The sequence below is a fragment of the Rhodococcus sp. NCIMB 12038 genome, from assembly GCF_002165735.1.
Taxonomy (GTDB): domain Bacteria; phylum Actinomycetota; class Actinomycetes; order Mycobacteriales; family Mycobacteriaceae; genus Rhodococcus_F.
Genome location: NZ_NHML01000054.1, coordinates 1 through 23,577, shown reverse-complemented (window position 1 = coordinate 23,577; position 23,577 = coordinate 1). Strand labels below are relative to the sequence as shown.

The following is a 23,577-nucleotide window of genomic DNA, read 5'->3' as shown; positions in this document are numbered from 1 at the left end:
AGCCGTCGATCGGTCCGCGTCCGATCGTGTGGTGGGTAGGGCCGAACGGCCCTGTCTTGACCGCACGGTGCGGGGAAGACTCGATTCGGAGGGGTGGTGGCGGTCCGCGGCGATCGGCAACGGTCGCTGTGGCCCGGGTCCCCACCCACCCGACCCGGCAATCCCGAAAGGGCGGCGCATGAACGTTCGGCGAACTCCGCAGGCGCGTTCGGAAAGCTACTGGGAGGAACTCGGCTCGACGGAAGCCCGTCACGTCGGCGGCGCCGAACGCGACCGGCTCCCGGCGGCGCACGAACACGTCTCGCTCGTCGACCACTGTCGAGCCGATCCGCGAGGGTAGGCAACTGTCGCTCGACGTGGCACGATTTCGTACGTGTCCAGCAGTCCTGCCCCGGCGCACTACCTGCGCGACCTCGCGCGACTGCGCCGCGTCCGCGACCGGATCGACCGGGAATACGCACAGCCGCTGGACGTGGAGGCGCTGGCCCGCGGCGTGAACATGTCGTCCGGGCACCTCAGCCGCCAGTTCCGGCTCGCCTACGGTGAGTCGCCGTACTCGTACCTGATGACGCGACGCATCGAGCGTGCCATGGCGCTGCTGCGTCGCGGCGACCTCAGCGTCACCGAGGTCTGTTTCGAAGTCGGCTGCGCATCGCTCGGCACCTTCAGCACGCGCTTCACCGAGTTGGTCGGCGTCCCGCCCAGCACCTACAAGCGCGACGCCGAGCAGGCGACGGCGGGCATCCCGTCGTGCGTCGCGAAACAAGTCACCAGACCGATCAGGAATAGAGAAGCGCCGGTCGCCGAGCCGCACTTATCGTGATGGTCATGGACATCACCATTCACCAGACCTACCTCCCGCAGGACGATCCGGACGCCGCGCTGGGCTTCTATCGCGACATCCTCGGCTTCGAGGTGCGCAACGACGTCGGATACAACGGGTTGCGGTGGATCACCGTCGGCCCCGTCGGTCAGCCCGGCACGTCCATCGTCCTGCACCCGCCCGCCGCCGACCCCGGCGTCACCGACGAGGAGCGCCGGACCATCGTCGAGATGATGGCCAAGGGCACCTACGCCGCCATCAACCTGGCGACCAAGGACCTCGACAGCACCTTCGAGAAACTGCAGGCCGGCGACGTCGAAGTGGTCCAGGAGCCGACCGACCAGCCGTACGGGGTCCGCGACTGCGCCTTCCGCGACCCCGCGGGCAACATGGTCCGCATCCAAGAGTTGCGCTGAGTGCGAGCAACGCCGAGTTCGAGCAAGTCGACCCGACGGAGACCGTGAACGCGGCTCCGCCCGAACAGATGGAGACACGATGAGCCCGGCCACGAAGACGGAGACGACGGGGCGAGCGAGGGGACGGGAAACCGCGGAGTCGCCTGAGCTGCATCTTGCCGACAGTCACGACCTGATCCGCGTGCACGGTGCGCGCGAGAACAACCTCAAGGACATCAGCGTCGAATTGCCGAAGCGCCGGCTGACGGTGTTCACCGGAGTGTCCGGCTCGGGCAAGAGTTCGCTGGTGTTCGCCACGATCGCCGCGGAGTCGCAGCGGATGATCAACGAAACGTACAGCGCGTTCGTGCAGGGGTTCATGCCGACGCTGGCCCGACCCGACGTCGACGTGCTCGACGGGCTGACCACGGCGATCATCGTCGACCAGGAGCGGATGGGCTCGAACCCCCGCTCGACCGTCGGCACCGCCACCGACGCCAACGCGATGCTGCGGATCCTGTTCAGCCGCCTCGGGAAGCCGCACATCGGTTCGCCCCAGGCGTTCTCGTTCAACGTCGCATCGATCTCCGGCGCGGGCGCGGTCACCATCGAACGCGGTGGCCAGCAGACGAAGGAGCGGCGGAGTTTCAGCATCACCGGCGGCATGTGTCCGCGGTGCGAGGGCCGGGGATCGGTCACCGATTTCGACCTGACGGCGCTGTACGACGACAGCAAGTCGCTGAACGAGGGTGCGCTCACGATTCCCGGCTACAGCATGGAGGGCTGGTACGGCCGCATCTACCGCGGCTGCGGCTTCTTCGACCCGGACAAGCCGATCGCGAAGTTCACCAAGAAACAGTTGCAGGACCTGCTGTACAAGGAGCCGACCAAGATCAAGGTCGAGGGCGTCAACATCACGTTCGAGGGCCTGATCCCGAAGATCCAGAAGTCGTTCCTGGCCAAGGACGTCGACGCGATGCAGCCGCACATCCGCGCGTTCGTGGAGCGGGCGATCACGTTCGCCACCTGCCCCGACTGCGACGGCACCCGGCTCAGCGAGGGTGCGCGCTCGTCGAAGATCAAGGGGAAGAACGTCGCCGACGTCTGCTCGATGCAGATCAGCGACCTCGCAGACTGGGTGCGCGGCCTGAAGGAACCGTCGGTGGCGCCGCTGCTCACCGGGCTGCAGCACCTCCTCGACTCGTTCACGGAAATCGGTCTCGGCTACCTCTCGCTCGACCGGCCGTCCGGCACGCTGTCCGGCGGAGAGGCGCAGCGCACGAAGATGATCCGTCATCTCGGCTCCTCGCTCACCGATGTCACGTACGTCTTCGACGAGCCGACCATCGGCCTGCATCCGCACGACATTCAGCGGATGAACGGTCTGCTGTTGCAGTTGCGCGACAAGGGCAACACGGTGCTCGTCGTCGAGCACAAGCCGGAGGCGATCGTGATCGCCGACCACGTCGTCGATCTCGGGCCGCGCGCAGGAACCGAGGGCGGCGAGGTGGTGTTCGAGGGCACCGTCGAGGGTCTGCGGGCCAGTGACACGATCACCGGGCGGCACCTGGACGACCGCGCGACGCTGAAGTCGTCCGTCCGCGAATCGTCGGGGGCGCTGGAGGTGCGCGGCGCGGACACCCACAACCTGTGCGGCGTCGACGTCGACATCCCACTCGGCATGCTGGTGGTCGTGACCGGGGTGGCGGGCTCGGGCAAGAGTTCGCTGATCCACGGTTCGGTGTCGGACCGGGACGGCGTGGTGGCGATCGACCAGGGCGCGATCAAGGGGTCCCGGCGCAGCAACCCGGCCACCTACACCGGACTGCTCGAACCGATCCGTAAGGCGTTCGCGAAGGCCAACGGTGTGAAGCCGGCGCTCTTCAGCTCCAACTCCGAGGGCGCCTGCCCCACGTGCAACGGCGCCGGCGTCATCTACACGGACCTCGGCGTGATGGCCACCGTCGAATCCCCGTGCGAGGAATGCGAGGGCAAGCGGTTCCAGGCCGAGGTGCTGGAGTACAAGCTCGGCGGCCGGAACATCGCCGAAGTGCTCGCGATGCCGGTGGCCGAGGCCGAGGAATTCTTCGGCGCCGGCGAGGCACGGATCCCGGCGGCGCACAAGATTCTGCAGCGGCTCGCCGACGTCGGACTCGGCTACCTCAGCCTCGGGCAGCCGCTCACCACGCTGTCCGGCGGCGAACGGCAGCGGCTCAAACTGGCCACTGCCATGGCCGACAAGGGCGAGATCTACGTGCTCGACGAGCCGACCACCGGCCTCCACCTCGCCGACGTCGAACAGTTGCTCGGGCTGCTCGACCGGCTCGTCGATTCCGGCAAGTCGGTGATCGTCATCGAGCATCACCAGGCGGTCATGGCGCACGCCGACTGGATCATCGACCTCGGCCCGGGCGCCGGCCACGACGGCGGCCGGATCGTCTTCGAGGGCAGGCCGGAGGATCTGGTGGCCGCAGCCTCCACCCTCACCGGCGAGCACCTCGCGGCGTACGTCGGCTCCTGACACCACGGTGTCGGCCCCCGGTTGCCCACGGCAGCCGGGGGCCTTTCCGTGTGCCGGTCGCGCCGCGACTGTGACGCCCGCCACCGGATAGTGCCGAACCGAGACGTGCCCTGCCGAACAGAGACGTCACCACCCTCCCGCCGGTCCTAGCGTCACTTTCGGCCAGTGACCACAGACATGACAGGAGAGTGGAATGTCCGATCTCGATGCCGCGCTCGGCAAGGTTCTCGACGACGTCACCGCGGACGGGGCGCCACGGGTGCCCGGAGTGGTGGCGATGCTGACCGACCGCGACCGGACGGTGTTCGAGGGTGCGGCCGGCGTGCGGTCCGTCGCCGACGGCGAACCGATGACCACCGACACCGTGTTCGCGATCTTCTCCACCACCAAGGCGATCACCGGGACCTCGGTGCTGCAGTGCGCCGAGGAGGGTCTGCTCGACCTCGATGCGCCGGCCCGCGAGTACGTTCCGGAACTCGGCGACATCCAGGTCATCGAGGGTTTCGACGATCACGGCGACCCGGTGCTGCGGGCCCCGAAACGCGACATCACCACCCGGATGCTGTTGCTGCACACCGCCGGGTTCGGATACGCGTTCTTCGACGAGACCTACAACCGGCTGGGGGTGGAACACGACCAGCCCAGCGTGATCACGGCGAGCAGGGCGTCGCTGAAGACGCCGTTGCTGTTCGATCCGGGCACGAAATGGCAGTACGGCACGAACATCGACTGGGCCGGTCAGGTGGTCGAGGCGATCCGCGGCAAGCGGCTCGGCGAGGTGATGGCCGAGCGGGTGTTCGCGCCGCTCGGCATGCACGACACGTCGTTCGCCCTCTCCGGGTCGATGGCGGCGAGGCGCGCGACGATTCACCAACGGGAGGAGGACGGCCGGCTGACCCCACTGGATCTGGTGCTCCCGCAGGACCCGGAAATCCACATGGGCGGGCACGGCCTGTACTCGACGGTCGGCGACTACCTGAAGTTCCTGCGGATGTGGCTGAACGACGGCGACGCGCCCGGCGGGCGAGTGCTACGGGCCGACACGGTGCAGGCGGCCGTGTGCAACGGTCTGGAGGGCCAGGAGGTCGGGATGCTGCCCGCCGTGATTCCGGCTCTCACGAACGACGCCGAATTCTTTCCCGGGCAGCGTAAGTCGTGGGCGTACACGTTCATGGTGAACGAGGAGGACGCACCGACCGGCCGTCCCAAGGGGTCGCTCGGGTGGGCGGGGCTCGCCAACTCGTACTACTGGATCGATCGCCGCACCGGAATTGCCGGGTACTGGGCCACGCAGATCCTGCCGTTCGCCGACCCCGTCTCGTTCGGCGGCTACCTGGACTTCGAGACCACGGCCTACCGTCACGCCCCGGTCGCGTCACCCGTCCAGGTCGGATAGCTTCCGTTCGAGCACGGTCCGCTCACGCTCGTTGCCGCACAGTTTCAGGGCGGCCTCGAGTTCGGTCCGTGCCTCGTCGGTGCGTCCCAGGCGTGTGAGCAGTTCGCCGCGAACGCCGGGCAGCAGGTGCGAGTTCGACAGCGCCTGCGCGGCCACCAGCTTGTCCACGATCGGCAGCGCCGCGGCCGGTCCCTGGGCCATGGACACCGCCACCGCCCGGTTGAGGTCGACCACCGGTGACGGCGCGAGCCTGCCGAGTGCCTCGTAGACGAGGACGATCCGTTCCCAGTTCGTCGCGTCGACCGACGGTGCGACGGCATGGCATTCGGCGATCGCCGCCTGCAGGCCGTAGGCGCCCAGGCCCCGGCCGACCTGTCCGGCGCGGGCGAGGGCGGCGCGTCCGCGCCGGATCGCGGAACGGTCCCAGCGGCGGCGGTCCTGTTGTTCGAGCAGCACCGGCTCGCCGTCCGGCCCCGTGCGGGCCGGGAACCGCGCCGCGGTCAGCTCGAGCAGCGCGAGCAGGCCGTGGACCTCGGGCTCGTCGGGTACGAGCCGGGTCAGCACCCGGGCGAGGCGCTGCGCCTCGCTCGCCAGGTCGAGGCGGATCAGGTCGTCGCCGGAGCTGGCCGACGACCCTTCCGTGAAGATCAGGTAGATGACGCTGAGTACCGAGCCGAGCCGCTCGGTCCGCTCCCCGGCGGGCGGCACCTCGAACGGCACCCGGGCGGCGCCGAGCGTCTTCTTCGCACGGGTGATCCGGGCCTGCACGGTCGCGGTCGGGACGAGGAACACCTTCGCGATCTCGTCGCTCGTCAGACCGCCGACCACCCGCAGCGTGAGCGCCACCCTCGCCTCCCGCGACAACACGGGGTGGCAGGAGATGAACATCAACGCGAGGATGTCGTCGTCGATCTGGTCCGGATCCCACAGCACGTCGCCGGTGCCGCGGGCCGGATCGGCAGGCGCGGGACCCGAGACGGCGCCGCCCTCGCCCAGTTCGTGGGCGAGGACGGCGTACCGCTCGTCGAGGGCGGCGCGCCGGCGGAACGCGTCGATCGCGCGGCGGCGGCCGACGGTGAGCAACCATCCCGCCGGGTTGTTGGGGATGCCGTCGCGTGGCCAGCTCACGAGCGCCTCCGCCAGCGCCTCCTGACCGAGATCCTCGGCCAGCGCGAAATCGCCGGTGTACCGGGCGAGCGCGCCGACGATCCGCGCCGACTCGATCCGCCAGACGGCGGCGACGGCCTCACGCCCGGTGTGGCCGCCGCCCGCCGACCCACTCAGAGCTGGCCGGTCTCTTCGCGCCACGCCCGCTCCTTCTGGATCCATTCGTTGTCCTGCGGAAACTCGTCGATCGTGGTGACCCTGCGGATCTCCGCCTTCGCCCCGGGACCGGCCATCGGGGCACGCTTGGCCCACTCCACGGCCTCCTCCCTCGACGCCACGTTGAGCATCCAGAAGCCGCCGAACAACTCCTTCGTCTCACCGTAGGGGCCGTCGGTCACCACCGGCGTCTCGGAGGAGTAGTCGACCACGACACCCGATTCGGGGTCGGGGTCCAGACCCTCGGCCGCGAGCAGCACGCCCGCCCGGATCATCTCGTCGTTGAACTTGCCCATCGCGTCCATGATCTCGCCGAAGTCGGCGTCCTGGAACGCGGCGAAGGTTTCGTCCGTGGCGCGCATGATCAGCATGTACTTCATGGTTCGTCTCCTTGGATGTCGGGGCCCTCTTGGACCTTCTCATCCTCAGGTCGAACGGGGAGCGTCATGAATCGACACACCTGGAAAAAAATCTTCACGTGAGTGGCAAAGAGTGCGCCGGCACGCTTTGCCACTCACGTGGGCCCGGTGGCGGTGGCGGTGGCGTCGAGGGTCGTCCACGGCCGTCGGCGGGCGTCGATCGGCGTGCCGGCGAGGATGCGGGCACGCCGGTGTTCGGGTTCGAGCAGCACCGTCGACAGGGTGGCCCAGCGCTGACCGAAGACCGCGTCCGGCGCGGGGACGCAGCACAGCTGGGGTTGTCCGGGGTCGGAGTACAGGTACTCGACGAGGTGATCGGCGACGGCCGGTGCCGCGTACCGCTGCTGCCGGGAGGCGATCAGCCCGTAGCGGTCCTGCGAGTCGGGCTCGTACAGGCCGGACTTCTCGCGGGCGGCGTTGGCCGGGTCGAGAAAATGGTTGGTGTGCGTCAGGTACCCGTCGGTCGGGTGCAGGGCGGCGACGCCGACGGGGCTGACCTCGGCGCAGGCGACGGTGTCGGGGTCGATCAGCGTCAGCGCGCCCGAGGTCGCGATCGGCGCCGAGCGCAGCAGATCGAGGGCCTCGCCGACGGTTCCGGCTTCACCGAGGACCGCCGCCGACAGGATGTGCACGGGCACCCCCGCCGGTGCGTCGTCGCGGTGGCCGAGGATGTTGAAGAACACGCCGAGGCCGACGCTGTTCATCCCGATCTTGCCGAGAAGGCCGTGCTCGGTCAGCCCGACGTAGGCGTGGGAGGTTCCGCGCACCTGATGGGTGTGCCAATACGGGTCGAGTTCCTGATGCCAGTCCCAGGTTTGGATCCCGAACGGCGCCGACGTGCGATCCGCGGGTCCGTAGACGATGGTGGAACACTCGCCGGGGCGGGTCGCGGTGGCCTGGGACAGGATCTCCGTGCGGCCGTTCAGCGCCATCACGTGCCAGGGTTCGAGCCCGGCGCCGGCAGCGATGCCCTCGATCTCCTCGAGGTACCGGGGGCCCCACGCCCCCAGGACATCCGCGAGTCGGTGCGCGCAGTCGCGGGTGTGGTTCTCGCTCACCCCGACCGTATCGAACAGGCGCAGATAGAGTTCTACGGATGCAGGGAGGTCGGTGCGCAGCTGGGTGCCGCGGGCGAAACCGCGTGCGTGCGGCCGGGTGTCGTCGACGCAGACGTGGGGGCGGGCAGTGGTGGATTCGGTCATTATCGTCCTAGTTATCCAGATGGTGTGAATAAAGCTGTGGAGCAATTGATCCGTGAGTCTTTCGGCACATACCCGGTCCTTCAGGGCCGGGATAGCCGATCGGTTTTGTCGGACCGTGTGGCTAGTGTCTGGGTTATGGCGGGGAGGGTGGTGAAGCGGGCGTTCAAGTACCGTTTCTATCCGACTGCGGTGCAGGCGGAACAGCTTGCTCGGACGTTCGGGAGCACCCGATATGTCTACAACCGGGCGTTGGCCGAGCGGACGCGTGCCTGGTCGCAGGAGCAACGCCGGATCACCTACGCGGACACCTCGACGATGCTCACCGGATGGAAACGGGACCCCGAGACCGCGTGGTTGGCGGAGCCGTCGAAGGGGCCGTTGCAGGAATCGCTGCGGCAGTTGCAGGGTGCGTTCGAGACGTTCTGGCGCAAACAATCCGGCTACCCGCAGTTCAAGAGGAAGGGCCGGTCGAAGGATTCGGCGACCTACTNCTCGAACTGCTTCACCTACCGGGGCGGGCAGCTCCGGTTGGCCAAGCAGTCCGAACCNCTGGANATTCGGTGGTCGAGGCCGCTGCCGGAGGGGGCCGTGCCGTCGCAGGTGACGGTGTCGCGCAATGCTCGCGGTCAGTACCATGTTTCGATCCTCGTCGAGGACACCATCACCGCACTCGAACCGACCGATCAAGTGGTGGGGCTCGACGCCGGGATCACCAGCCTGTACACGCTCTCGACGGGGGAGAAGATCACCAACCCGCGCCACGAGCGCAGGGACCGTGCGCGGCTGGCGAAGGCGCAACGGGCACTGGCCAAGAAGCAGAAGGGNTCCCGTAACCGGGCCAAGGCCCGACTGAAGGTCGCGAAGATTCATGGCCGGATCGCCGATCGGCGTCGCGATTATCTGCACAAACTCTCCACTCGACTGGTGCGCGAAAACCAAGTGATCGCCATCGAGGATCTGAGTGTGCGGAACATGGTGAAGAATCGGTCGTTGTCCCGGGCGATCTCGGATGCGGGGTGGTCGGAGTTCCGGTCGATGCTCGAGTACAAGGCCGNCTGGTACGGGCGGCGGGTGGTGGCGGTCGANCGGTTCTGTCCGTCGTCGAAGACCTGCTCGGTGTGCGGGGAGGTCGTCTCGGCGATGCCGCTGGAGGTGCGGGAGTGGGCGTGCCGGTGCGGCGTCGTCCGTGATCGGGATGTGAATGCGGCGAGGAACATTTTGGCCGTCGGACTGACGGTGGCAGCCTGCGGAGACGGTGTGAGACCACCCCGCACATAAGGTGTGGGGAGGCAACTGTCGGTGAAACAGGAACCTCGGGACGTGAGTCTCGAGGGGAATCTCGGTCGTTCACGGCCGAGAGGAAGTCAAGTCTCGAGTACCGTGGATTGCAGGAGATGGTCCGCATGACTCTCGCGGAGTTCGAGACACGCCGGAAGACCGTCGACACCGACCGTGGACCGGTCAGCTACCTCGATTCCGGTGCCGGCCGGGTGGCGTTCTTCATTCACGGCGTCGGGACGTCCGGCTACCTCTGGCGCAACGTGATCCGTCAACTCGAGGACGAACGACGCTGCATCGCCCTGGACCTCCCGCTGCACGGTCACACCCCCGCCGCACCCGATCAGGACTTCACGCTGGGCGCCCTGGCCGACGTCGTCGCGGCCACCTGCGACGCGCTGGGCCTGGACAAGGTCGACGTGGTCGCCAACGACACCGGCGGCGCTGTCGCGCAGATCTACGCCGCCCGGCACCCCGACCGGTTGTCGACGCTGACGCTGACGAACTGTGACACCCACGACAACGTGCCGCCGAAGGCGTTCCTGCCAACCGTGTTGCTGGCCCGGGCCGGACTGCTTGCCCGCATCCTGCCGCCGTTGACGAGGAACGTGACGAGGGCTCGTAAGCTGTTGTACGGCACCGGGTATCAGAACGTGCGTTCGCTACCGGAAGAGGTCGTGGCGGCGTACGTCGAGCCGCTGCTCGGCACCCGCGACCGCGCGTTGCTCTTCCAGCGCTGGATCGCGTCGCTGAATCCGCGCGACCTGCTCGCGGTCGAGTCGGACCTCGCGGCGCTCGAGGTGCCCACACTCATCGTGTGGGGCACCGGAGACCTGTTCTTCCGGACCCCGTGGGCCTACCGGCTCCGCGATCTCATTCCGGGAGCCCGGGAAGTCGTGGAGATCCGGGGTGGCAAGTTGTTCTTCCCCGACGAGCGTTCACGCGAACTGGTCGTCGAACTGCGCAGATTCTGGGCGGCCCGGTCCTGAGCCTGGTTCAGCAGCCTGGTTCAGCGCAGCGGGTCGAAATGCCGCATGACGGCGGGAACCTCGCCGCCGGTCATGGAGTCGGCCATCATGCGTCCGGTGAGCGGCCCCAGGGCGATGCCCCACATGCCGTGGCCGCCCGCCACGTGCACACGGGGGGAGCGGGTGGCGCCGACGAGCGGAAGCCCGTCGGTGGTGCAGGGCCGGGATCCGACCCACTCCTCCTGACGCGACTCCCAGTCGATGCCGGTGAACATGGGCGTCGCGGCCGCGATGATCGCCTGTACCCGGCGCGGATCGAGAGGTGCGTCGGGACTGCGGAATTCCATCATTCCGGCGACGCGGAAACGGTCGTGCAGCGGGGTGCACGCCACCCGCTGGGTGGGGAAGTAGATCGGGTTCTTCGGCATCTGCTCGGGCTGGACGCTGAAGCTGTACCCGCGGCCGGCCTGCACCAGGGCGCGGACACCGAACGGGCGGGCGAGAGTATTGAGGTGTGCGCCGCCGGCGAGGACGACGGAATCGGCGGTCACCGTGTCGCCGGAAGCCGCGACCAGTCGGACGTCCGACTGCCCCCGATCCTGCACCGCCACCACGTCGAAGCCGGACCTGATCTCGCCGCCCCGGGCGCGGACCGCGTCGGCGAGCGAATGCACGAAGCGCGGTGGGTCGATGAAGCGCTGGTTGCGCAGCCGCAGCCCGGAGTGCACGCCGTCGCCGAGACTCGGCTCGAGAGAATGAATCTCGTCCCGGTCGACGCGGTCGTATTCGACCTCGCCGCCCGCGGCCTCGACGTGCCGGAACTCGTCGACGAGCGCCTCGCGGTCCTCGTCCGACTTGAACGCGGTGAGGAACGGGTCGGCGAGATGCGTGTGCTCCCGGACGCCGCCGTCCGCGAGTTCGTCGTAGGCGCCCAGGGAGATCCGGTTGACGTCGGCGTACACCTTCATCGCGTCCGCCCACCGGGAAGGCGTGCAGTGCCGGGCGAAACCGACGAGGAAACGCACCAGCCGCAGATCCGTCGTGAACGGAACGTAGACCGGCGAGGACGGATTCAGCATCGCGCGCAGGCCGTACCGCAGCACGGCCGGCTCGGGCAGCGGCAGCGTCAATGCCGGTGCGAGCCAACCCGCATTGCCCCACGACGCATCCGCCGCGACACCCGCACGGTCGACGACGGTGACGCGCACGCCACGCTCCTGGAGGAACCACGCCGTGGACAATCCGACGACGCCTGCTCCGACGATCGCGACATGGTCAGGGCGCTGCACTGTGCTCATGACTCCATGATCGGCGGGCGACGGAGCCGGGGCAGTAGCCGTTCGGCCAATTCCGGACAGCGCCCCCTGTGCAATCGGCCAGGGGTCACAAATCCCGCAGTCCCGTCAGCTTCAGGTGCAGCATCAGGATGAGCCGGGTGTCGGCGTCGGCCAGGTCCACGTCGCACGAACCGACGCAGCGCCGCAGCCGATTCCTCAGCGTGTTGGGATGCACGTGCAGCGCGGCGGCGGCATCGGCGACGTCGCCGCCGTGCGCCAGGAAGGCGCGGGCAGTGGCGACGAGATCGGTGCCGTGCTGCTCGTCGTGCCGGGTGAGCGCGGCGAGCGGGGTGAGCTCGCCCAGGCCGTCGAAGATGTCGGCGACGCGCAACGCCAGCACGGACGCGAGACTGTCCCGCATCGTCCCGGCGACACCACCGGACCGGGCGTGCTGCAGCACGGTGAGCACCCGGTCGGCGTCCCCGCGCGACAGGTGCGCCTGGCTGGCCGTGCTCACCTCGCGTCCGACGGCGACCACGAACGTAGCCCCGCTGCGGGCGCGACCGAGAAAGTCCTCCGCGAGGCGCCGGACGTCCTTCTCCGACGCGGCGATGACCACGTAGATGACGTCGTCGAGTTGCGCGGCGACCGAATCGACCGCCAGCGTGTCGAGGTACAGGCCGAGGGAGGCGAGTAAACCGGAGGGCAGCGGGCGCCCGATCGCGACGGGGGCGGCCGCCGCGACCGTCAGCCGTCCCTCCAGCCGGAGGTCGTCGGCGGCACGGAAAGCGGACTCGCCGCCGTTGATCAGCGCACGAACGCGGTCGACCTGCATCCGGCGCGTCACGTCCACCCGTTCCCGCTCCGCCGCGATGTGCTCGGCGACGACCGGGACCGCGGACCGCAGGATCGATTCCTGTTCCGGGGTGGGGGCCGACGTCATCGCCGCCCAGATCGACCCGACCGACCGTCCCGCGTCCCGCACCGCGATCACCGCGCGGGGAGTCATGTTCGGCAGTCGCATGTCCACGTAGAAGACGTCGGTGTCCCGATGCAGACGCTCGAAGACGCCCGCGTCCTCGAGGAGTTGCCGGTACTTCCCGGGCACCTGCCGTCCCAGGATGGTCTCGATGCGCGCTTGGTCCACGGCCTGCTCGCCGCTCGAATAGGCCAGGACCGTCGAGTTCTCGTCCTCGATCGTGATCGGGGCCCCGATCAGCTCGGCCAGCGACCCCGCCACCGTGAACAGGTCTTCACCGCGCAGGTCCATGGGTGCGAGCCTAGTTGCCGGACGCGATCCGGCAGGGTCTTCGCCGCGGTCCGTGTCCTCGAGACACGGGCCTCTTCGGTCCTGGCGGTGGCCACCCGTCACGGGCATTGTGGGGGTATGGCGGCGACGCAGGGCGGAACCGGAACGATGACCGCGTGGCGCGTGGTCGCTCCGGGGCCCGTGGCGGGCCACCCGCTGGAACGGGGCCGCGAGCGAATCCCCGAGCCGGGACCGGGCGATCTTCTCGTGAAGGTCCTGGCGTGCGGAGTGTGCCGCACCGACCTGCACGTGACGGAGGGGGATCTCCCCGTGCACCGGCCCCGGGTGATTCCCGGCCACGAGGTGGTGGGAGAGGTTGCCGCGCTGGGTGATTCGGTGGCCGGGTCCTTCGCCGTCGGGGACCGGGTGGGCATCGCGTGGCTCCGGCACACGTGCGGACAGTGCGCGGCCTGCCTGCGCGGCGCGGAGAACCTGTGCAGGCAGTCGCAGTACACGGGATGGGACGCGGACGGCGGGTACGCCGAGTTCGCGACGGTCCCGGCCGGCTACGCGCTGCACCTGCCGGAGGGGTACACGGACACCGAACTCGCCCCGCTGCTGTGCGCCGGGATCATCGGCTACCGGGCACTCGAACGTGCCGCGGTCCCCGTCGGCGGCGCGCTCGGCATCTACGGGTTCGGCGGCAGTGCGCACCTCACCGCCCAGGTCGCGCTGGCGCGCGGCGCCCGGGTACACGTCATGACACGAGGGGCGGAGGCCCGGGCGCTGGCGGAGCGACTCGGGGCGTCATCCGTGCAGGGCGTGCGCGACACACCGCCGGAGCCCCTCGACTCCGCGATCCTGTTCGCCCCGGTCGGCGACCTGGTGCCCGTCGCGATGGAGGCGCTCGCCGACGGCGGCACCCTCGCCGTCGCCGGAATCCACCTCACCGACATCCCCGCGCTCGAGTATCAGCGGCACCTGTTCCGGGAACGTCAGATCCGCAGCGTCACCGCCAACACCCGTTCGGATTCCGTCGAATTCCTGCGCATCGCAGCGGAACACCGGCTGAGCATCGACACCCACCCGTACCCACTCGACCACGCCGACCGGGCCCTGAAGGACCTGGCGGTCGGAAAGTTCAGCGGTGCAGCAGTTCTCGAGCCGTAGAGGGAGAGAGATATGAGCGAACAAGCAGGGTCACCCGTCGTCGTCGGTATCGACGGTTCCCGGGCCGCGCTCGACGCGGCGCGCTGGGCCGCGGGCGCGGCGGCCCGGCTCGGCGCCCCGCTCCTGCTCGCCCACACGTACCCGGACGAGGCCACGTTCTACAACGGCACCGCGATGATGATCGACGCCCAGTTCATCCAGGAACTGCGCGAGGACGGCAACACGATGCTCGACGCCGCCACCGCCGCCGCCCTGCAGGATCAGCCCGGCCTCGCCGTCGAGCGCGACGTCCGATCCGGGACCGCGGCGTCCCACCTGATCGAGCTGTCGCGGGCGGCGCGGATCGTCGCGGTCGGCGCGCAGGGTGCGGGTGCGGTCACCGACTACCTCCTCGGATCCACGGTCCTGCGGACGGTCAACCACGCGCACAGCCCGGTCGCGGTGGTCCGGGGAGCGCCTGCGCCGGCCTCACCGGACGCCCGCCCGATCGTCGTCGGCGTCGACGGCAGCCAGGTCAGCGAGAACGCCGTCGAGGAGGCGTTCGCGCTCGCGTCCGCGTTCGGGGTCGGTCTGGACGCGGTGCACGCGTGGAGCGGAGAGAAGCAGCACGGGCTCGCGCACGCGTCGAAGTACGTCGACTGGGCCGCCTACGAGGAAGGGGAGAAGGCCGTCGTGTCCGAATGCCTCGCCGGCGCCCGCGACGAGTATCCCGACGTGCCGGTGACCGAGGTTTCGACGCAGGGGGCGTCCGCCGACGTCCTACTGCGGCATGCGGCGACCGCGCAACTGCTGGTCGTCGGTAGCCACGGCCGGGGCAAGGTGATGGGTGCCCTGCTCGGATCCGTCAGCCAGAATCTCGTGCATCACGCTCCCTGCCCCGTCCTCGTCTGCCGGACTCGGCAGTGATGCCGGGATAGGCTCCTGTCATGGCTGGGGTCGAGGGTGTCCTGCTCGATATCGACGGTGTGCTGGTTACTTCGTGGCATCCGATCGACGGTGCCGCCGCCGCGGTGCGGGAGGTGCGCGAGCGCGGACTCGCGTGCGCGTACCTCACCAACACGACGTCGAGGACGTGCGACGAGATCGCCGACGCCCTCCGGTCGGCAGGCATCGAAGCCGACTCCGACGAGATCGTCACCGCGGCGCGGCTCACCGCCGAGTACGTCCGGTCGACCTATCCCGGGTCGCGGGCCTGGGTCCTCAACAGCGGCGACATCACCGCCGATCTGTCCGGGATCGAACTGGACGACGAGAACCCGGAGGTGGTGATCCTCGGCGGCGCCGGGCCCGAATTCACCCACGGCGCACTCAGCCGCGTGGTCGAGTTGATGCTCGACGGCGTCCCCGTCGTCGCGATGCACCGGGGCACCACGTGGGCCACCCACGACGGGCTGCGCATCGACACGGGCACCTACCTCCCCGGGATGGAGGAGGTCGCGGGAACCAACGTCGTGTCGGTCGGCAAGCCGTCGCTCGCCGCGTTCCTCACCGCCACCGATCTGATGGGTACGGGACCGGACGTGACGATGATGGTCGGCGACGACCTGACGGGTGACGTTCTGGCCGCGCAGCGGGTGGGACTCACCGGTGTACTGGTGCGGACGGGCAAGTTCCGCCAGTCGATTCTGGACCTCGTCGCGCAGCGACCGGACCACGTCGTCGACTCGGTCGCGCAGCTGCCCAAGCTCCTCGACGAACTCGCCTGAGCGGGGTCCGGGACTAACCGGCCCGGAGCGGGTACTCTCGCGGCGAATCCTCCAATTCGACGTTCCCAGAAGGAGCTTCCATGCTCGCTGTCTCCACCCCCGTCACCTCGACCGCCTCGGCATCGCGCACTCGTATCTCGTCTCTGTTCGGCCGACGGCTGGCACGTGTGGGAGCGGCGATGGCCGTGGGTCTGGGCGTCGCGGCGGGAATCTCGGTGGCCGGCGCAGGCGTCGCCGGTGCCGCCCCCGTCAACTGCGTCTCCCCGCCGTCGGCCAACGACGTCCAGGTGTCGGACACCGCGAGCTGCGGCGCCAAGGCGACCGAGGCCGGCACCGCCCACGCGATGGCCGCGGACAGCGGCACCGCGGTGAGTGTCGCCAACGGGCACAGCGGCGCCACCACGTACGCCAACGGATACGGAACGTCGCTCGGTGCGTCGACGGGCTCGGGTCAGGCGTACGCCGTCTCGCTCGGCGGCGGCATCGCCCGTTCGGGCGCGGCCGACGGCACCACCACTGTCGCGATCGCGGGCTGGGGTTCGGGTGCGACGGCCGACGCGAACGGCGTCGACTGCGTCGGCGCGCTGTCCCTCGCCTTCAACCTGAACACCGGTCAGGTCTGCGCGATGCGCTGATCGCCCCGCACAGCGCTTCCGTCCCGACCTTGCACTCACCCTGTTCGAGTGCTAAAAATGCACTTGGCACTCGCCACGGGTGAGTGCCAGGTCGGGACGGTGAGACCGGGAACCACAGACACCCCTGGTCGTCCGTCGCGGGCACCGAACTCGGCCGAAGGCGTAAATGAGGCGACCCGACTAGCGGTCGCCTTGTGTGTCACCCCCAATCCGGAGGATCACTTCGCAATGGCCAAGATCATCGCGTTCGACGAAGAGGCCCGTCGCGGCCTCGAGCGGGGACTCAACGCCCTCGCCGACGCAGTCAAGGTGACGTTGGGCCCCAAGGGTCGCAACGTCGTGCTCGAGAAGAAGTGGGGCGCTCCCACGATCACCAACGATGGCGTGTCCATCGCCAAGGAGATCGAGCTCGAGGACCCCTACGAGAAGATCGGTGCCGAGCTGGTCAAGGAGGTCGCCAAGAAGACTGACGACGTCGCCGGCGACGGAACCACCACCGCTACCGTTCTCGCCCAGGCTCTCGTCCGTGAGGGCCTCCGCAACGTCGCTGCCGGCGCCAACCCGCTGGGTCTGAAGCGCGGCATCGAGAAGGCCGTCGAGGCCGTCACCGTGCGTCTGCTCGAGACCGCCAAGGAGATCGACACCAAGGAGCAGATCGCTGCTACCGCTGGTATCTCCGCAGGCGACCCGTCCATCGGCGAGCTCATCGCCGAGGCCATGGACAAGGTCGGCAAGGAAGGCGTCATCACGGTCGAGGAGTCCAACACCTTCGGCCTGCAGCTCGAGCTCACCGAGGGCATGCGCTTCGACAAGGGCTACATCTCGGCGTACTTCGCCACCGACCCGGAGCGTCAGGAAGCCGTCCTCGAGGACGCGTACATCCTGCTCGTGAGCTCCAAGATCTCCACGGTCAAGGACCTGCTGCCGCTGCTGGAGAAGGTCATCCAGTCCGGCAAGCCGTTGGTCATCATCGCCGAGGACGTCGAGGGCGAAGCCCTGTCCACCCTGGTGGTCAACAAGATCCGTGGCACCTTCAAGTCCGTGGCCGTCAAGGCTCCCGGCTTCGGTGACCGTCGCAAGGCTCAGCTCGCCGACATCGCCATCCTCACCGGTGGCGAGGTCATCAGCGAAGAGGTCGGCCTCTCCCTGGAGACCGCCGGACTCGAGCTGCTCGGCCAGGCACGCAAGGTCGTCATCACCAAGGACGAGACCACCATCGTCGAAGGCGCGGGAGACCCCGAGGCCATCGCCGGTCGCGTGTCCCAGATCCGCGCCGAGATCGAGAACAGCGACTCCGACTACGACCGCGAGAAGCTGCAGGAGCGCCTGGCCAAGCTGGCCGGTGGCGTTGCAGTCATCAAGGCCGGCGCTGCCACCGAGGTGGAGCTCAAGGAGCGCAAGCACCGCATCGAAGATGCCGTGCGTAACGCCAAGGCTGCCGTCGAAGAGGGCATCGTCGCCGGTGGTGGCGTGGCTCTGCTGCAGTCGGCTCCCGCACTGGACGACCTGAAGCTCGAAGGTGACGAGGCCACGGGTGCGAACATCGTTCGCGTCGCCCTCGAAGCACCGCTGAAGCAGATCGCCTTCAACGCGGGCCTCGAGCCCGGCGTCGTTGCCGAGAAGGTTCGCAACCTGCCCGCAGGTCACGGCCTCAACGCCGCGAACAACGAGTACGGCGACCTGCTCGAAGCCGGCATCAACGACCCGGTCAAGGTCACCCGCTCCGCGCTGCAGAACGCAGCGTCCATCGCGGCTCTGTTCCTGACCACCGAGGCCGTCGTCGCCGACAAGCCGGAGAAGGCCGGAGCGCCCGTGGGCGACCCGACCGGCGGCATGGGCGGTATGGACTTCTAAAGGCGGCTACGCCTCCCGTGCGTGGCTGAGGAGTCCCCGGACTCGTTTCCCACTCACGGGCACGAAGTGCTCCGAAAGAGCCCGGGACACCAACTGGTGTCCCGGGCTCTTTTCGTCGTCTCAGTGTCCGGCAGGCATCAGCATCCAGGCGGCGAGGTAGACGAGGGCCGCGGTGCCGCCGGTGACCAGGGTGGCCACCACGGTGAGCAACCGGACGAGGTTGACGTCCACCGAGAAGTATTCGGCGACGCCGCCGCAGACGCCTGCGAGCATCTTCTGGCTGTCGGAACGGGTGAACTGGCGGGGAGTGTTGCTGTCGAATGTCATGCCTCCATCCTGTTCGCCGAAACCGGCCGGCACATCGGGATGTACCCCGATCTCCACCCTGGTCTTTCACCCTGAGCAGCGGCGACGCGCCGAAGCACTCGATATCCCACACTTCGGTTCGAATTGGTGTAACACTGAAAACTTTTGTTTGCATTATTTCTATTTCTGGACAAATGGGATTCGTGTAGCACGGCCAAAGAAGAGATGTGCGAAATTCGCCAACTCTTCGTTTCTTCGGCGGGAAATTCGAGGGCAACGACAAGAAAAGGTCCGGAAACGGTGAAGCGAAGTATGTTCTGTCGCTCTTCGATTACGGGAACGGGAAGTCGGGGGTCGAGGTCTCGGCGTATCCCCTGTTCGCGCGGCGTGTTTCGAAGGTAATTGAGGATTAGCCGGTGTCCAAACAACGGTTCTTCGTTAAGTCAACGATCGCAAATGTTTACCACTTCGTGCTTATTCGCAGCGAAATCTCGGGTACAAATGACGGAGCCCCTGATCGCAGGGGGAGTTCGAAAATCCACTGCGTCGAATAGGAGTAATACTATGTCCGACAGCCTTCTGGGTCTGCTCGAAGCGCTCACCACACTGATCGGCTTCCTCGGGTCCGTCGGGGGATAGGGACACCCCGTTTCGACCCCACTTCTGAACGAGAGCTGGAGTTCACATGACATCATGTGGGCTCCAGCTCTCGCCTCTACGGAGTCGGGCAGGCGACGTCGCAGCGAAGGAGAACGATGGTCAACCGCACTGCAGCGGGTAAGTACGGGGTGCGCTTGGCGCTCGCGGTCGCTCTGACGACGGCCATTCCGTGCCTCGGGGTCCAGGCGTCCGCTTCCGCCGATCCCGCCGAAGACGCCACTGTCGCGGCCGGCGGCTCCCACCTGGTGAGCACCGACCCGATCGACGACCGGCAGTCGACCATTCACGTGTACTCGGCCTCCATGGACCGGGAGATTCCGCTGCGGGTGATCACTCCCGCGGACACGAGCGCCCCGAGGCCGACGCTGTACCTGCTCAACGGTGCGGGCGGCGGCGAGGACTCCGCGACGTGGCAGGCCCGGACCGACGTCGTCGACTTCTTCGCCGACAAGAACGTCAACGTCGTCACGCCCATGGAGGGCGCATTCAGTTACTACACCGACTGGGAGCAGACCGACCCCGAACTGGGCAACAACAAGTGGACGACGTTCCTCACGCAGGAACTTCCGCCGATCGTCGACTCCGCGCTCGACACCAACGGCGTCAACTCGATCGCCGGCATCTCGATGGCCGGTAGCTCCGTGCTGAGCCTGGCGCAGTCGGCGCCAGACCTGTACCAGAGCGTCGGCGCCTACAGCGGGTGCGCGATGACCAGCACCGACCCCGGCCGCGCGTACGTACAGATGGTCGTCGAGGGTCGTGGCGGCGGTGACACCTCCAACATGTGGGGTCCTGAAAACGGTCCCGGCTGGGCCGCCAACGACCCGTACATCAACGCGGAGAAGCTGCGCGGACTCGACATCTACGTCAGCAACGGATCCGGGCTGCCCGGGGCGGGCGATCAGCTGAACGCACCGGGAATCAACGGCGACGTCGGAACGCTCGCCAACCAGATCCTCGTCGGCGGCGTCATCGAGGCCGCCACGAACCAGTGCACCCACGCGCTGGCGGACAGGCTGAACGAACTGCAGATTCCCGCGACGTTCGACTTCCGGCCCACCGGCACCCACTCCTGGACCTACTGGCAGGAAGACCTGCACAAGTCGTGGCCGATGCTCGCCGCGTCGATCGGCCTGTAGCGTCCGGTCTCGGAACAGAATCGACCCCCGCAGATCCCGGATCTGCGGGGGTCGAGCCGTCTAGTCTGACGAAGTGGAGACAGTACCGATCCAGATGCCCGACGGAACCACCACTCCGGTTCGCCTGTTTCCCGGCCCGGACGACGCCCCCGTGGTCGTGGTGTTTCCCGGCCTGGGAATTCCCGCCGGCTACTACGAACCCTTCGCCGAGGAACTCGTGTCCCGGGGATTCAACGCGGCGATCGGCGAACTCCGCGGCCAGGGCGACAGCCGCCCCCGCCCGAGCAGCGACAGCACGTACGGCTACCACGAACTGGTGGCCCTCGACTTTCCCGCGATCTTCGAGGTGGTGCGGGAACGTTTTCCGGCCGCGACGCCGTTCCTGCTCGGGCACAGCATGGGCGGTCAGCTCGGCGTGATGTACGGGGCACGGATCCGGGGCAGGCTCGGCGGGATCGTGCTCGTCGCGTCCGGGTCGCCGTATCACCGCGGGTTCCCAGGGATCCACGCCCCGCGGATGCTCGTCGGCGCCGCGGCGATGTCGATGACCGCCAACCTGGCCGGGTTCTGGCCCGGCGACAAACTGGACATCGGCGGGTTCGGACGGCAGTCGAAGGTGCTGATCACCGACTGGTCGCGATTCGCCCGCACCGGCAGGATCGAACCCGACGGCGCCGACATCGACTACGAGGAACGCATCGGCCGGCTGAAACTGCCGGTGCTGTCCGTGACCGTCGAAGGGGACGATCTGGCTCCGGAATCGGCGGCGAAGAACCTCCTCGCGAAACTCCCGAACGCGGACGTCACGCTGTGGCACCAGCCGCAACCGCTCGGCCACAACGGGTGGATCCGCGAGCCCGCGAGCACCGTCGACCGGATCGTCGACTGGATCCACGACCACACCTGACCTGTGAGTACTTATTAACCGCCGGCGGTTAAGAAGTACTCACAGGTGGGGTCAACGGGTGAGCTGCTCCCACAGGAACGTGAACGTGAGCGCCGATTTGAATGCGGCCTGCGCGTTGTCGGCGGCCCCGCCGTGCCCGCCTTCGATGTTCTCGTAGTACCAGACCTCGTGGCCCTGCTCTTCCAGCAGCGCCGTCATCTTGCGGGCGTGGCCGGGATGGACGCGATCGTCGCGGGTGGAGGTGGTGACGAGGATCGGCGGGTAGTCCGCCGCCGGATCGGCGTTCTGATACGGCGAGTACTCGCCGATGAACTTCCAGTCGTCCGGGTTGTCCGGATCGCCGTACTCGGCCATCCACGACGCCCCGGCGAGCAGCAGGTGATACCGCTTCATGTCGAGGAGCGGAACCTGGCACACGATCGCGCCGAACAGTTCCGGGTAGCGGGTGAGCATGACGCCCATGAGCAGTCCGCCGTTGCTGCCGCCCTGGATCCCGAGTTGCTTCGACGTGGTGATGCCCCGGGCCACGAGGTCGCGGGCGACGGCGGCGAAGTCCTCGAACGCCTTGTGCCGACCCTCCCGCACCGCCTGGGTGTGCCATGAGGGGCCGTACTCGCCGCCGCCGCGGATGTTCGCGACCACGTACGCGCCGCCGCGTTCGAGCCACGCGAACCCGACCGACCCGCTGTACCCGGGGACCATCGAGTTCTCGAAGCCGCCGTACCCGTACAGCATGGTGGGGCAGGGTCCGGTCACGTCGTCGCGGCGCACGACGAAGTAGGGGATCTCGGTTCCGTCGTCGGACACCGCGAAGTGCTGCGACACCGACATGCCGTCCGCGTCGAAGAACGAGGGCGCCTGCTTGACGGGTTCGAGCGCGCCCCCGACCGAGCCGTACAGCAGCGTCGCCGGTGTGGTGAATCCGCTGGAGTTGACGAAGAAGTCGTCGCTGGTGCGCGGGTCGGTGCTGATGATCCCGCTCGCGGTGAGTTCCGGGACACCGTCGAGCGGCTTCTCCTCCCACCCGGTGTCGTTGGGCGTGAGCACCGACAGCTTGGTCTGCACGTCCGACAGCCGCACGAGGAGGAGGTGGTTCCGGGTCCACGTTCCCTGTTCGAGGGACGTGTGCTCGTCCGGGGTGAACAGCGGCGTCAGCTCACGGGACCCGGCGAGGAAGTCGGCGTAGTTCGCGGCGAGCAGCGACCCGGCCGGGTAGACGGTGCCGTCCACCTCCCAGTCGGTGCGCGGACGGATGGTCAACCACTCGCGGTACACGGACGAGCCCGCGTCGTCGGGGGTGTCGATCCGGACTTTCGACCCGTCGGGGAGCAGTTCGTAGCGTTCGGAGTTGTAGAAGTCCATCGACCGGCCGACGAAGTGCCGCTCGTACCCGGGGGTGTCGTCGTACGACGCGCCGACGGACACATCGGTGGTCTCGCCCTCGAAGACGGTGACCGCCTCGGTGAACGGTGTGCCGCGATGCCAGCGCTTCGCGATTCGCGGGTAGCCGGAGTCGGTCATCGAGCCCTCGCCGAAGTCGGTCCCGACGTACACGGTATCCTTGTCGATCCAGCTGATGCTGGTCTTCGCCTCGGGGACGTCGAACGCGTGGTCGCCGCCGACGAATTCGCGCGTCTCGAGGTCGAATTCTCGCACCACGGACGCGTCGGCGCCGCCGCGCGAGAACGACAGCAGGGCACGTGACTGCTCGGGTCGCAGCACGCTCGCGCCTGCCCACACCCAGTTCTCGCCCTCCCGTTCGGCGAGTGCGTCGACGTCGAGCAGGACGTCCCACTCGGGGTTGTCGGTGCGGTACTGCTCGAGGGTGGTGCGCCGCCAGATGCCGCGCTTGTGTTCGCCGTCGCGCCAGAAGTTGTACAGGTACTCGCCGCGCATGCCCGCGTAGGGGATCCGGTCGTCCGTGTCGAGCACGTCCAGGATCCGGCTCTCCAGCGCGGAGAACCCGGCGTTCTCGGTGTACTCGGCGAGCGTGCGGGCGTTGCGCTCCCGCACCCAGTCGAGTGACCGTTCCGCGGTGACATCTTCGAGCCAGAGGAAGGGATCCGTCATGGCGCCATTCTTGCAGGCGGTGTCGTGCCTGGTCGCGGCGGCAAAGGTGTGACGCATGAGGCTACCCGCGGGTAACGCGACCGCGTGGAGACAGCGAATCGGGACGGGACTACCCTGAACAACCGTGACCTCACACTATGACGTCGTTGTCCTCGGAGCCGGTCCCGGTGGGTACGTCGCTGCTATCCGCGCGGCACAACTCGGACTGAGCACTGCCATCATCGAGCAGAAGTACTGGGGCGGTGTGTGCCTGAACGTGGGCTGCATCCCCTCGAAGGC

The 23,577-nt window shown here is 68.1% G+C and carries 22 protein-coding genes; 15 read left to right on the top strand and 7 right to left on the bottom strand.

Annotated elements, in window-relative coordinates; translation table 11 throughout:
* Positions 1–178 precede the first annotated feature (178 nt).
* The 5 genes from CA951_RS43720 to CA951_RS40450 all read left to right on the top strand — a co-directional run bounded on the left by CA951_RS43720 (position 179) and on the right by CA951_RS40450 (position 5,135).
* Positions 179–340 (top strand): hypothetical protein, encoded by a 162-nt coding sequence (locus tag CA951_RS43720; protein ID WP_179220503.1) that lies wholly within the window; start codon positions 179–181, stop codon positions 338–340.
* Between the two features lie 33 nt (positions 341–373).
* Positions 374–823, top strand: coding sequence for a helix-turn-helix transcriptional regulator (locus tag CA951_RS40465; protein ID WP_087562211.1), 450 nt, complete (start codon positions 374–376; stop codon positions 821–823).
* 5 nt (positions 824–828) lie between these two features.
* Complete coding sequence (locus CA951_RS40460) at positions 829–1,239, top strand: VOC family protein (RefSeq protein WP_087562220.1); 411 nt, start codon at positions 829–831, stop codon at positions 1,237–1,239.
* Between the two features lie 79 nt (positions 1,240–1,318).
* On the top strand, positions 1,319–3,739 hold the full coding sequence (locus CA951_RS40455; RefSeq protein ID WP_087562210.1) for an excinuclease ABC subunit UvrA: 2,421 nt from the start codon (positions 1,319–1,321) through the stop codon (positions 3,737–3,739).
* 193 nt (positions 3,740–3,932) lie between these two features.
* Positions 3,933–5,135 carry a serine hydrolase gene (locus CA951_RS40450; protein ID WP_087562209.1) on the top strand — a complete coding sequence of 401 codons (1,203 nt, stop codon included), beginning with the start codon at positions 3,933–3,935 and terminating at the stop codon, positions 5,133–5,135.
* Here CA951_RS40450 and CA951_RS40445 read toward each other — a convergent pair.
* The 3 genes from CA951_RS40445 to CA951_RS40435 all read right to left on the bottom strand — a co-directional run bounded on the left by CA951_RS40445 (position 5,115) and on the right by CA951_RS40435 (position 8,079).
* Entirely contained in the window at positions 5,115–6,443 is a 1,329-nt protein-coding gene (locus CA951_RS40445) for an RNA polymerase sigma factor (protein ID WP_087562208.1), read from the bottom strand. The two genes, CA951_RS40450 and CA951_RS40445, sit on opposite strands and share 21 nt — an antisense overlap.
* Positions 6,416–6,838 (bottom strand): YciI family protein, encoded by a 423-nt coding sequence (locus CA951_RS40440; RefSeq protein ID WP_087562207.1) that lies wholly within the window; start codon positions 6,836–6,838, stop codon positions 6,416–6,418. Before CA951_RS40440 ends, CA951_RS40445 begins: the two co-directional genes overlap by 28 nt.
* A 134-nt stretch (positions 6,839–6,972) precedes the next feature.
* Entirely contained in the window at positions 6,973–8,079 is a 1,107-nt protein-coding gene (locus tag CA951_RS40435; RefSeq protein ID WP_087562206.1) for a C45 family peptidase, read from the bottom strand.
* A 135-nt stretch (positions 8,080–8,214) separates the two neighbouring features.
* On the opposite strand from CA951_RS40435, the gene CA951_RS40430 reads away from it, so the two are divergent.
* Together CA951_RS40430 and CA951_RS40425 are read left to right on the top strand one after the other, a co-directional pair.
* On the top strand, positions 8,215–9,357 hold the full coding sequence (locus tag CA951_RS40430) for an RNA-guided endonuclease TnpB family protein (protein ID WP_087562205.1): 1,143 nt from the start codon (positions 8,215–8,217) through the stop codon (positions 9,355–9,357).
* 125 nt (positions 9,358–9,482) lie between these two features.
* Positions 9,483–10,346 carry an alpha/beta fold hydrolase gene (locus CA951_RS40425; protein ID WP_087562219.1) on the top strand — a complete coding sequence of 288 codons (864 nt, stop codon included), beginning with the start codon at positions 9,483–9,485 and terminating at the stop codon, positions 10,344–10,346.
* A 20-nt stretch (positions 10,347–10,366) separates the two neighbouring features.
* Here CA951_RS40425 and CA951_RS40420 read toward each other — a convergent pair whose 3' ends face one another.
* Positions 10,367–11,623, bottom strand: a complete 1,257-nt coding sequence (locus tag CA951_RS40420) for an FAD-binding oxidoreductase (RefSeq protein ID WP_087562204.1) — start codon at positions 11,621–11,623, stop codon at positions 10,367–10,369.
* 85 nt (positions 11,624–11,708) lie between these two features.
* Entirely contained in the window at positions 11,709–12,872 is a 1,164-nt protein-coding gene (locus CA951_RS40415; protein WP_087562203.1) for a helix-turn-helix domain-containing protein, read from the bottom strand.
* A 147-nt stretch (positions 12,873–13,019) separates the two neighbouring features.
* Between CA951_RS40415 and CA951_RS40410 the strand changes: the two genes are divergently transcribed.
* The 5 genes from CA951_RS40410 to groL all read left to right on the top strand — a co-directional run bounded on the left by CA951_RS40410 (position 13,020) and on the right by groL (position 18,216).
* Complete coding sequence (locus CA951_RS40410) at positions 13,020–14,021, top strand: zinc-binding alcohol dehydrogenase family protein (RefSeq protein ID WP_179220504.1); 1,002 nt, start codon at positions 13,020–13,022, stop codon at positions 14,019–14,021.
* Between the two features lie 12 nt (positions 14,022–14,033).
* Positions 14,034–14,927, top strand: coding sequence for a universal stress protein (locus tag CA951_RS40405; protein WP_087562201.1), 894 nt, complete (start codon positions 14,034–14,036; stop codon positions 14,925–14,927).
* Positions 14,928–14,947: 20 nt separating this feature from the next.
* The gene (locus CA951_RS40400) at positions 14,948–15,727 is read left to right on the top strand and encodes an HAD-IIA family hydrolase (protein WP_087562200.1); all 780 of its coding nucleotides are present in this window, start codon (positions 14,948–14,950) and stop codon (positions 15,725–15,727) included.
* An 80-nt stretch (positions 15,728–15,807) separates the two neighbouring features.
* Positions 15,808–16,362 (top strand): DUF6764 family protein, encoded by a 555-nt coding sequence (locus tag CA951_RS40395; protein ID WP_072948436.1) that lies wholly within the window; start codon positions 15,808–15,810, stop codon positions 16,360–16,362.
* Positions 16,363–16,590: 228 nt separating this feature from the next.
* Positions 16,591–18,216 (top strand): chaperonin GroEL, encoded by a 1,626-nt coding sequence (gene groL / locus CA951_RS40390; protein ID WP_087562199.1) that lies wholly within the window; start codon positions 16,591–16,593, stop codon positions 18,214–18,216.
* A gap of 120 nt (positions 18,217–18,336) precedes the next feature.
* Here groL and CA951_RS40385 read toward each other — a convergent pair whose 3' ends face one another.
* Positions 18,337–18,543, bottom strand: coding sequence for a PspC domain-containing protein (locus tag CA951_RS40385; RefSeq protein ID WP_012689066.1), 207 nt, complete (start codon positions 18,541–18,543; stop codon positions 18,337–18,339).
* A gap of 734 nt (positions 18,544–19,277) precedes the next feature.
* On the opposite strand from CA951_RS40385, the gene CA951_RS40380 reads away from it, so the two are divergent.
* Positions 19,278–20,321 (top strand): alpha/beta hydrolase family protein, encoded by a 1,044-nt coding sequence (locus CA951_RS40380; RefSeq protein WP_087562198.1) that lies wholly within the window; start codon positions 19,278–19,280, stop codon positions 20,319–20,321.
* A 73-nt stretch (positions 20,322–20,394) separates the two neighbouring features.
* On the top strand, positions 20,395–21,228 hold the full coding sequence (locus tag CA951_RS40375) for an alpha/beta fold hydrolase (RefSeq protein ID WP_256974285.1): 834 nt from the start codon (positions 20,395–20,397) through the stop codon (positions 21,226–21,228).
* Positions 21,229–21,279: 51 nt separating this feature from the next.
* Here the strand turns inward: CA951_RS40375 and CA951_RS40370 are convergent, their stop codons facing one another.
* Positions 21,280–23,355, bottom strand: a complete 2,076-nt coding sequence (locus CA951_RS40370) for a prolyl oligopeptidase family protein (protein WP_256974284.1) — start codon at positions 23,353–23,355, stop codon at positions 21,280–21,282.
* A 67-nt stretch (positions 23,356–23,422) separates the two neighbouring features.
* On the opposite strand from CA951_RS40370, the gene CA951_RS40365 reads away from it, so the two are divergent.
* Positions 23,423–23,577 (top strand): FAD-dependent oxidoreductase (locus CA951_RS40365; RefSeq protein WP_143543185.1); only part of this gene is annotated, 155 nt, incomplete at its 3' end.

What these genes read in the sequence shown, in the direction of transcription:
- CA951_RS40370 (WP_256974284.1), bottom strand. Translation starts at nt 23,355, where the DNA reads ATGCGTCACACCTTTGCCGCCGCGACCAGGCACGACACCGCCTGCAAG.
- CA951_RS43720 (WP_179220503.1), top strand. Translation starts at nt 179, where the DNA reads ATGAACGTTCGGCGAACTCCGCAGGCGCGTTCGGAAAGCTACTGGGAG.
- CA951_RS40450 (WP_087562209.1), top strand. Translation starts at nt 3,933, where the DNA reads ATGTCCGATCTCGATGCCGCGCTCGGCAAGGTTCTCGACGACGTCACC.
- CA951_RS40415 (WP_087562203.1), bottom strand. Translation starts at nt 12,872, where the DNA reads ATGGACCTGCGCGGTGAAGACCTGTTCACGGTGGCGGGGTCGCTGGCC.
- CA951_RS40425 (WP_087562219.1), top strand. Translation starts at nt 9,483, where the DNA reads ATGACTCTCGCGGAGTTCGAGACACGCCGGAAGACCGTCGACACCGAC.
- CA951_RS40395 (WP_072948436.1), top strand. Translation starts at nt 15,808, where the DNA reads ATGCTCGCTGTCTCCACCCCCGTCACCTCGACCGCCTCGGCATCGCGC.
- groL (WP_087562199.1), top strand. Translation starts at nt 16,591, where the DNA reads ATGGCCAAGATCATCGCGTTCGACGAAGAGGCCCGTCGCGGCCTCGAG.
- CA951_RS40400 (WP_087562200.1), top strand. Translation starts at nt 14,948, where the DNA reads ATGGCTGGGGTCGAGGGTGTCCTGCTCGATATCGACGGTGTGCTGGTT.
- CA951_RS40455 (WP_087562210.1), top strand. Translation starts at nt 1,319, where the DNA reads ATGAGCCCGGCCACGAAGACGGAGACGACGGGGCGAGCGAGGGGACGG.
- CA951_RS40435 (WP_087562206.1), bottom strand. Translation starts at nt 8,079, where the DNA reads ATGACCGAATCCACCACTGCCCGCCCCCACGTCTGCGTCGACGACACC.
- CA951_RS40410 (WP_179220504.1), top strand. Translation starts at nt 13,020, where the DNA reads ATGACCGCGTGGCGCGTGGTCGCTCCGGGGCCCGTGGCGGGCCACCCG.
- CA951_RS40405 (WP_087562201.1), top strand. Translation starts at nt 14,034, where the DNA reads ATGAGCGAACAAGCAGGGTCACCCGTCGTCGTCGGTATCGACGGTTCC.
- CA951_RS40440 (WP_087562207.1), bottom strand. Translation starts at nt 6,838, where the DNA reads ATGAAGTACATGCTGATCATGCGCGCCACGGACGAAACCTTCGCCGCG.
- CA951_RS40385 (WP_012689066.1), bottom strand. Translation starts at nt 18,543, where the DNA reads ATGACATTCGACAGCAACACTCCCCGCCAGTTCACCCGTTCCGACAGC.
- CA951_RS40420 (WP_087562204.1), bottom strand. Translation starts at nt 11,623, where the DNA reads ATGAGCACAGTGCAGCGCCCTGACCATGTCGCGATCGTCGGAGCAGGC.
- CA951_RS40380 (WP_087562198.1), top strand. Translation starts at nt 19,278, where the DNA reads ATGGTCAACCGCACTGCAGCGGGTAAGTACGGGGTGCGCTTGGCGCTC.
- CA951_RS40460 (WP_087562220.1), top strand. Translation starts at nt 829, where the DNA reads ATGGACATCACCATTCACCAGACCTACCTCCCGCAGGACGATCCGGAC.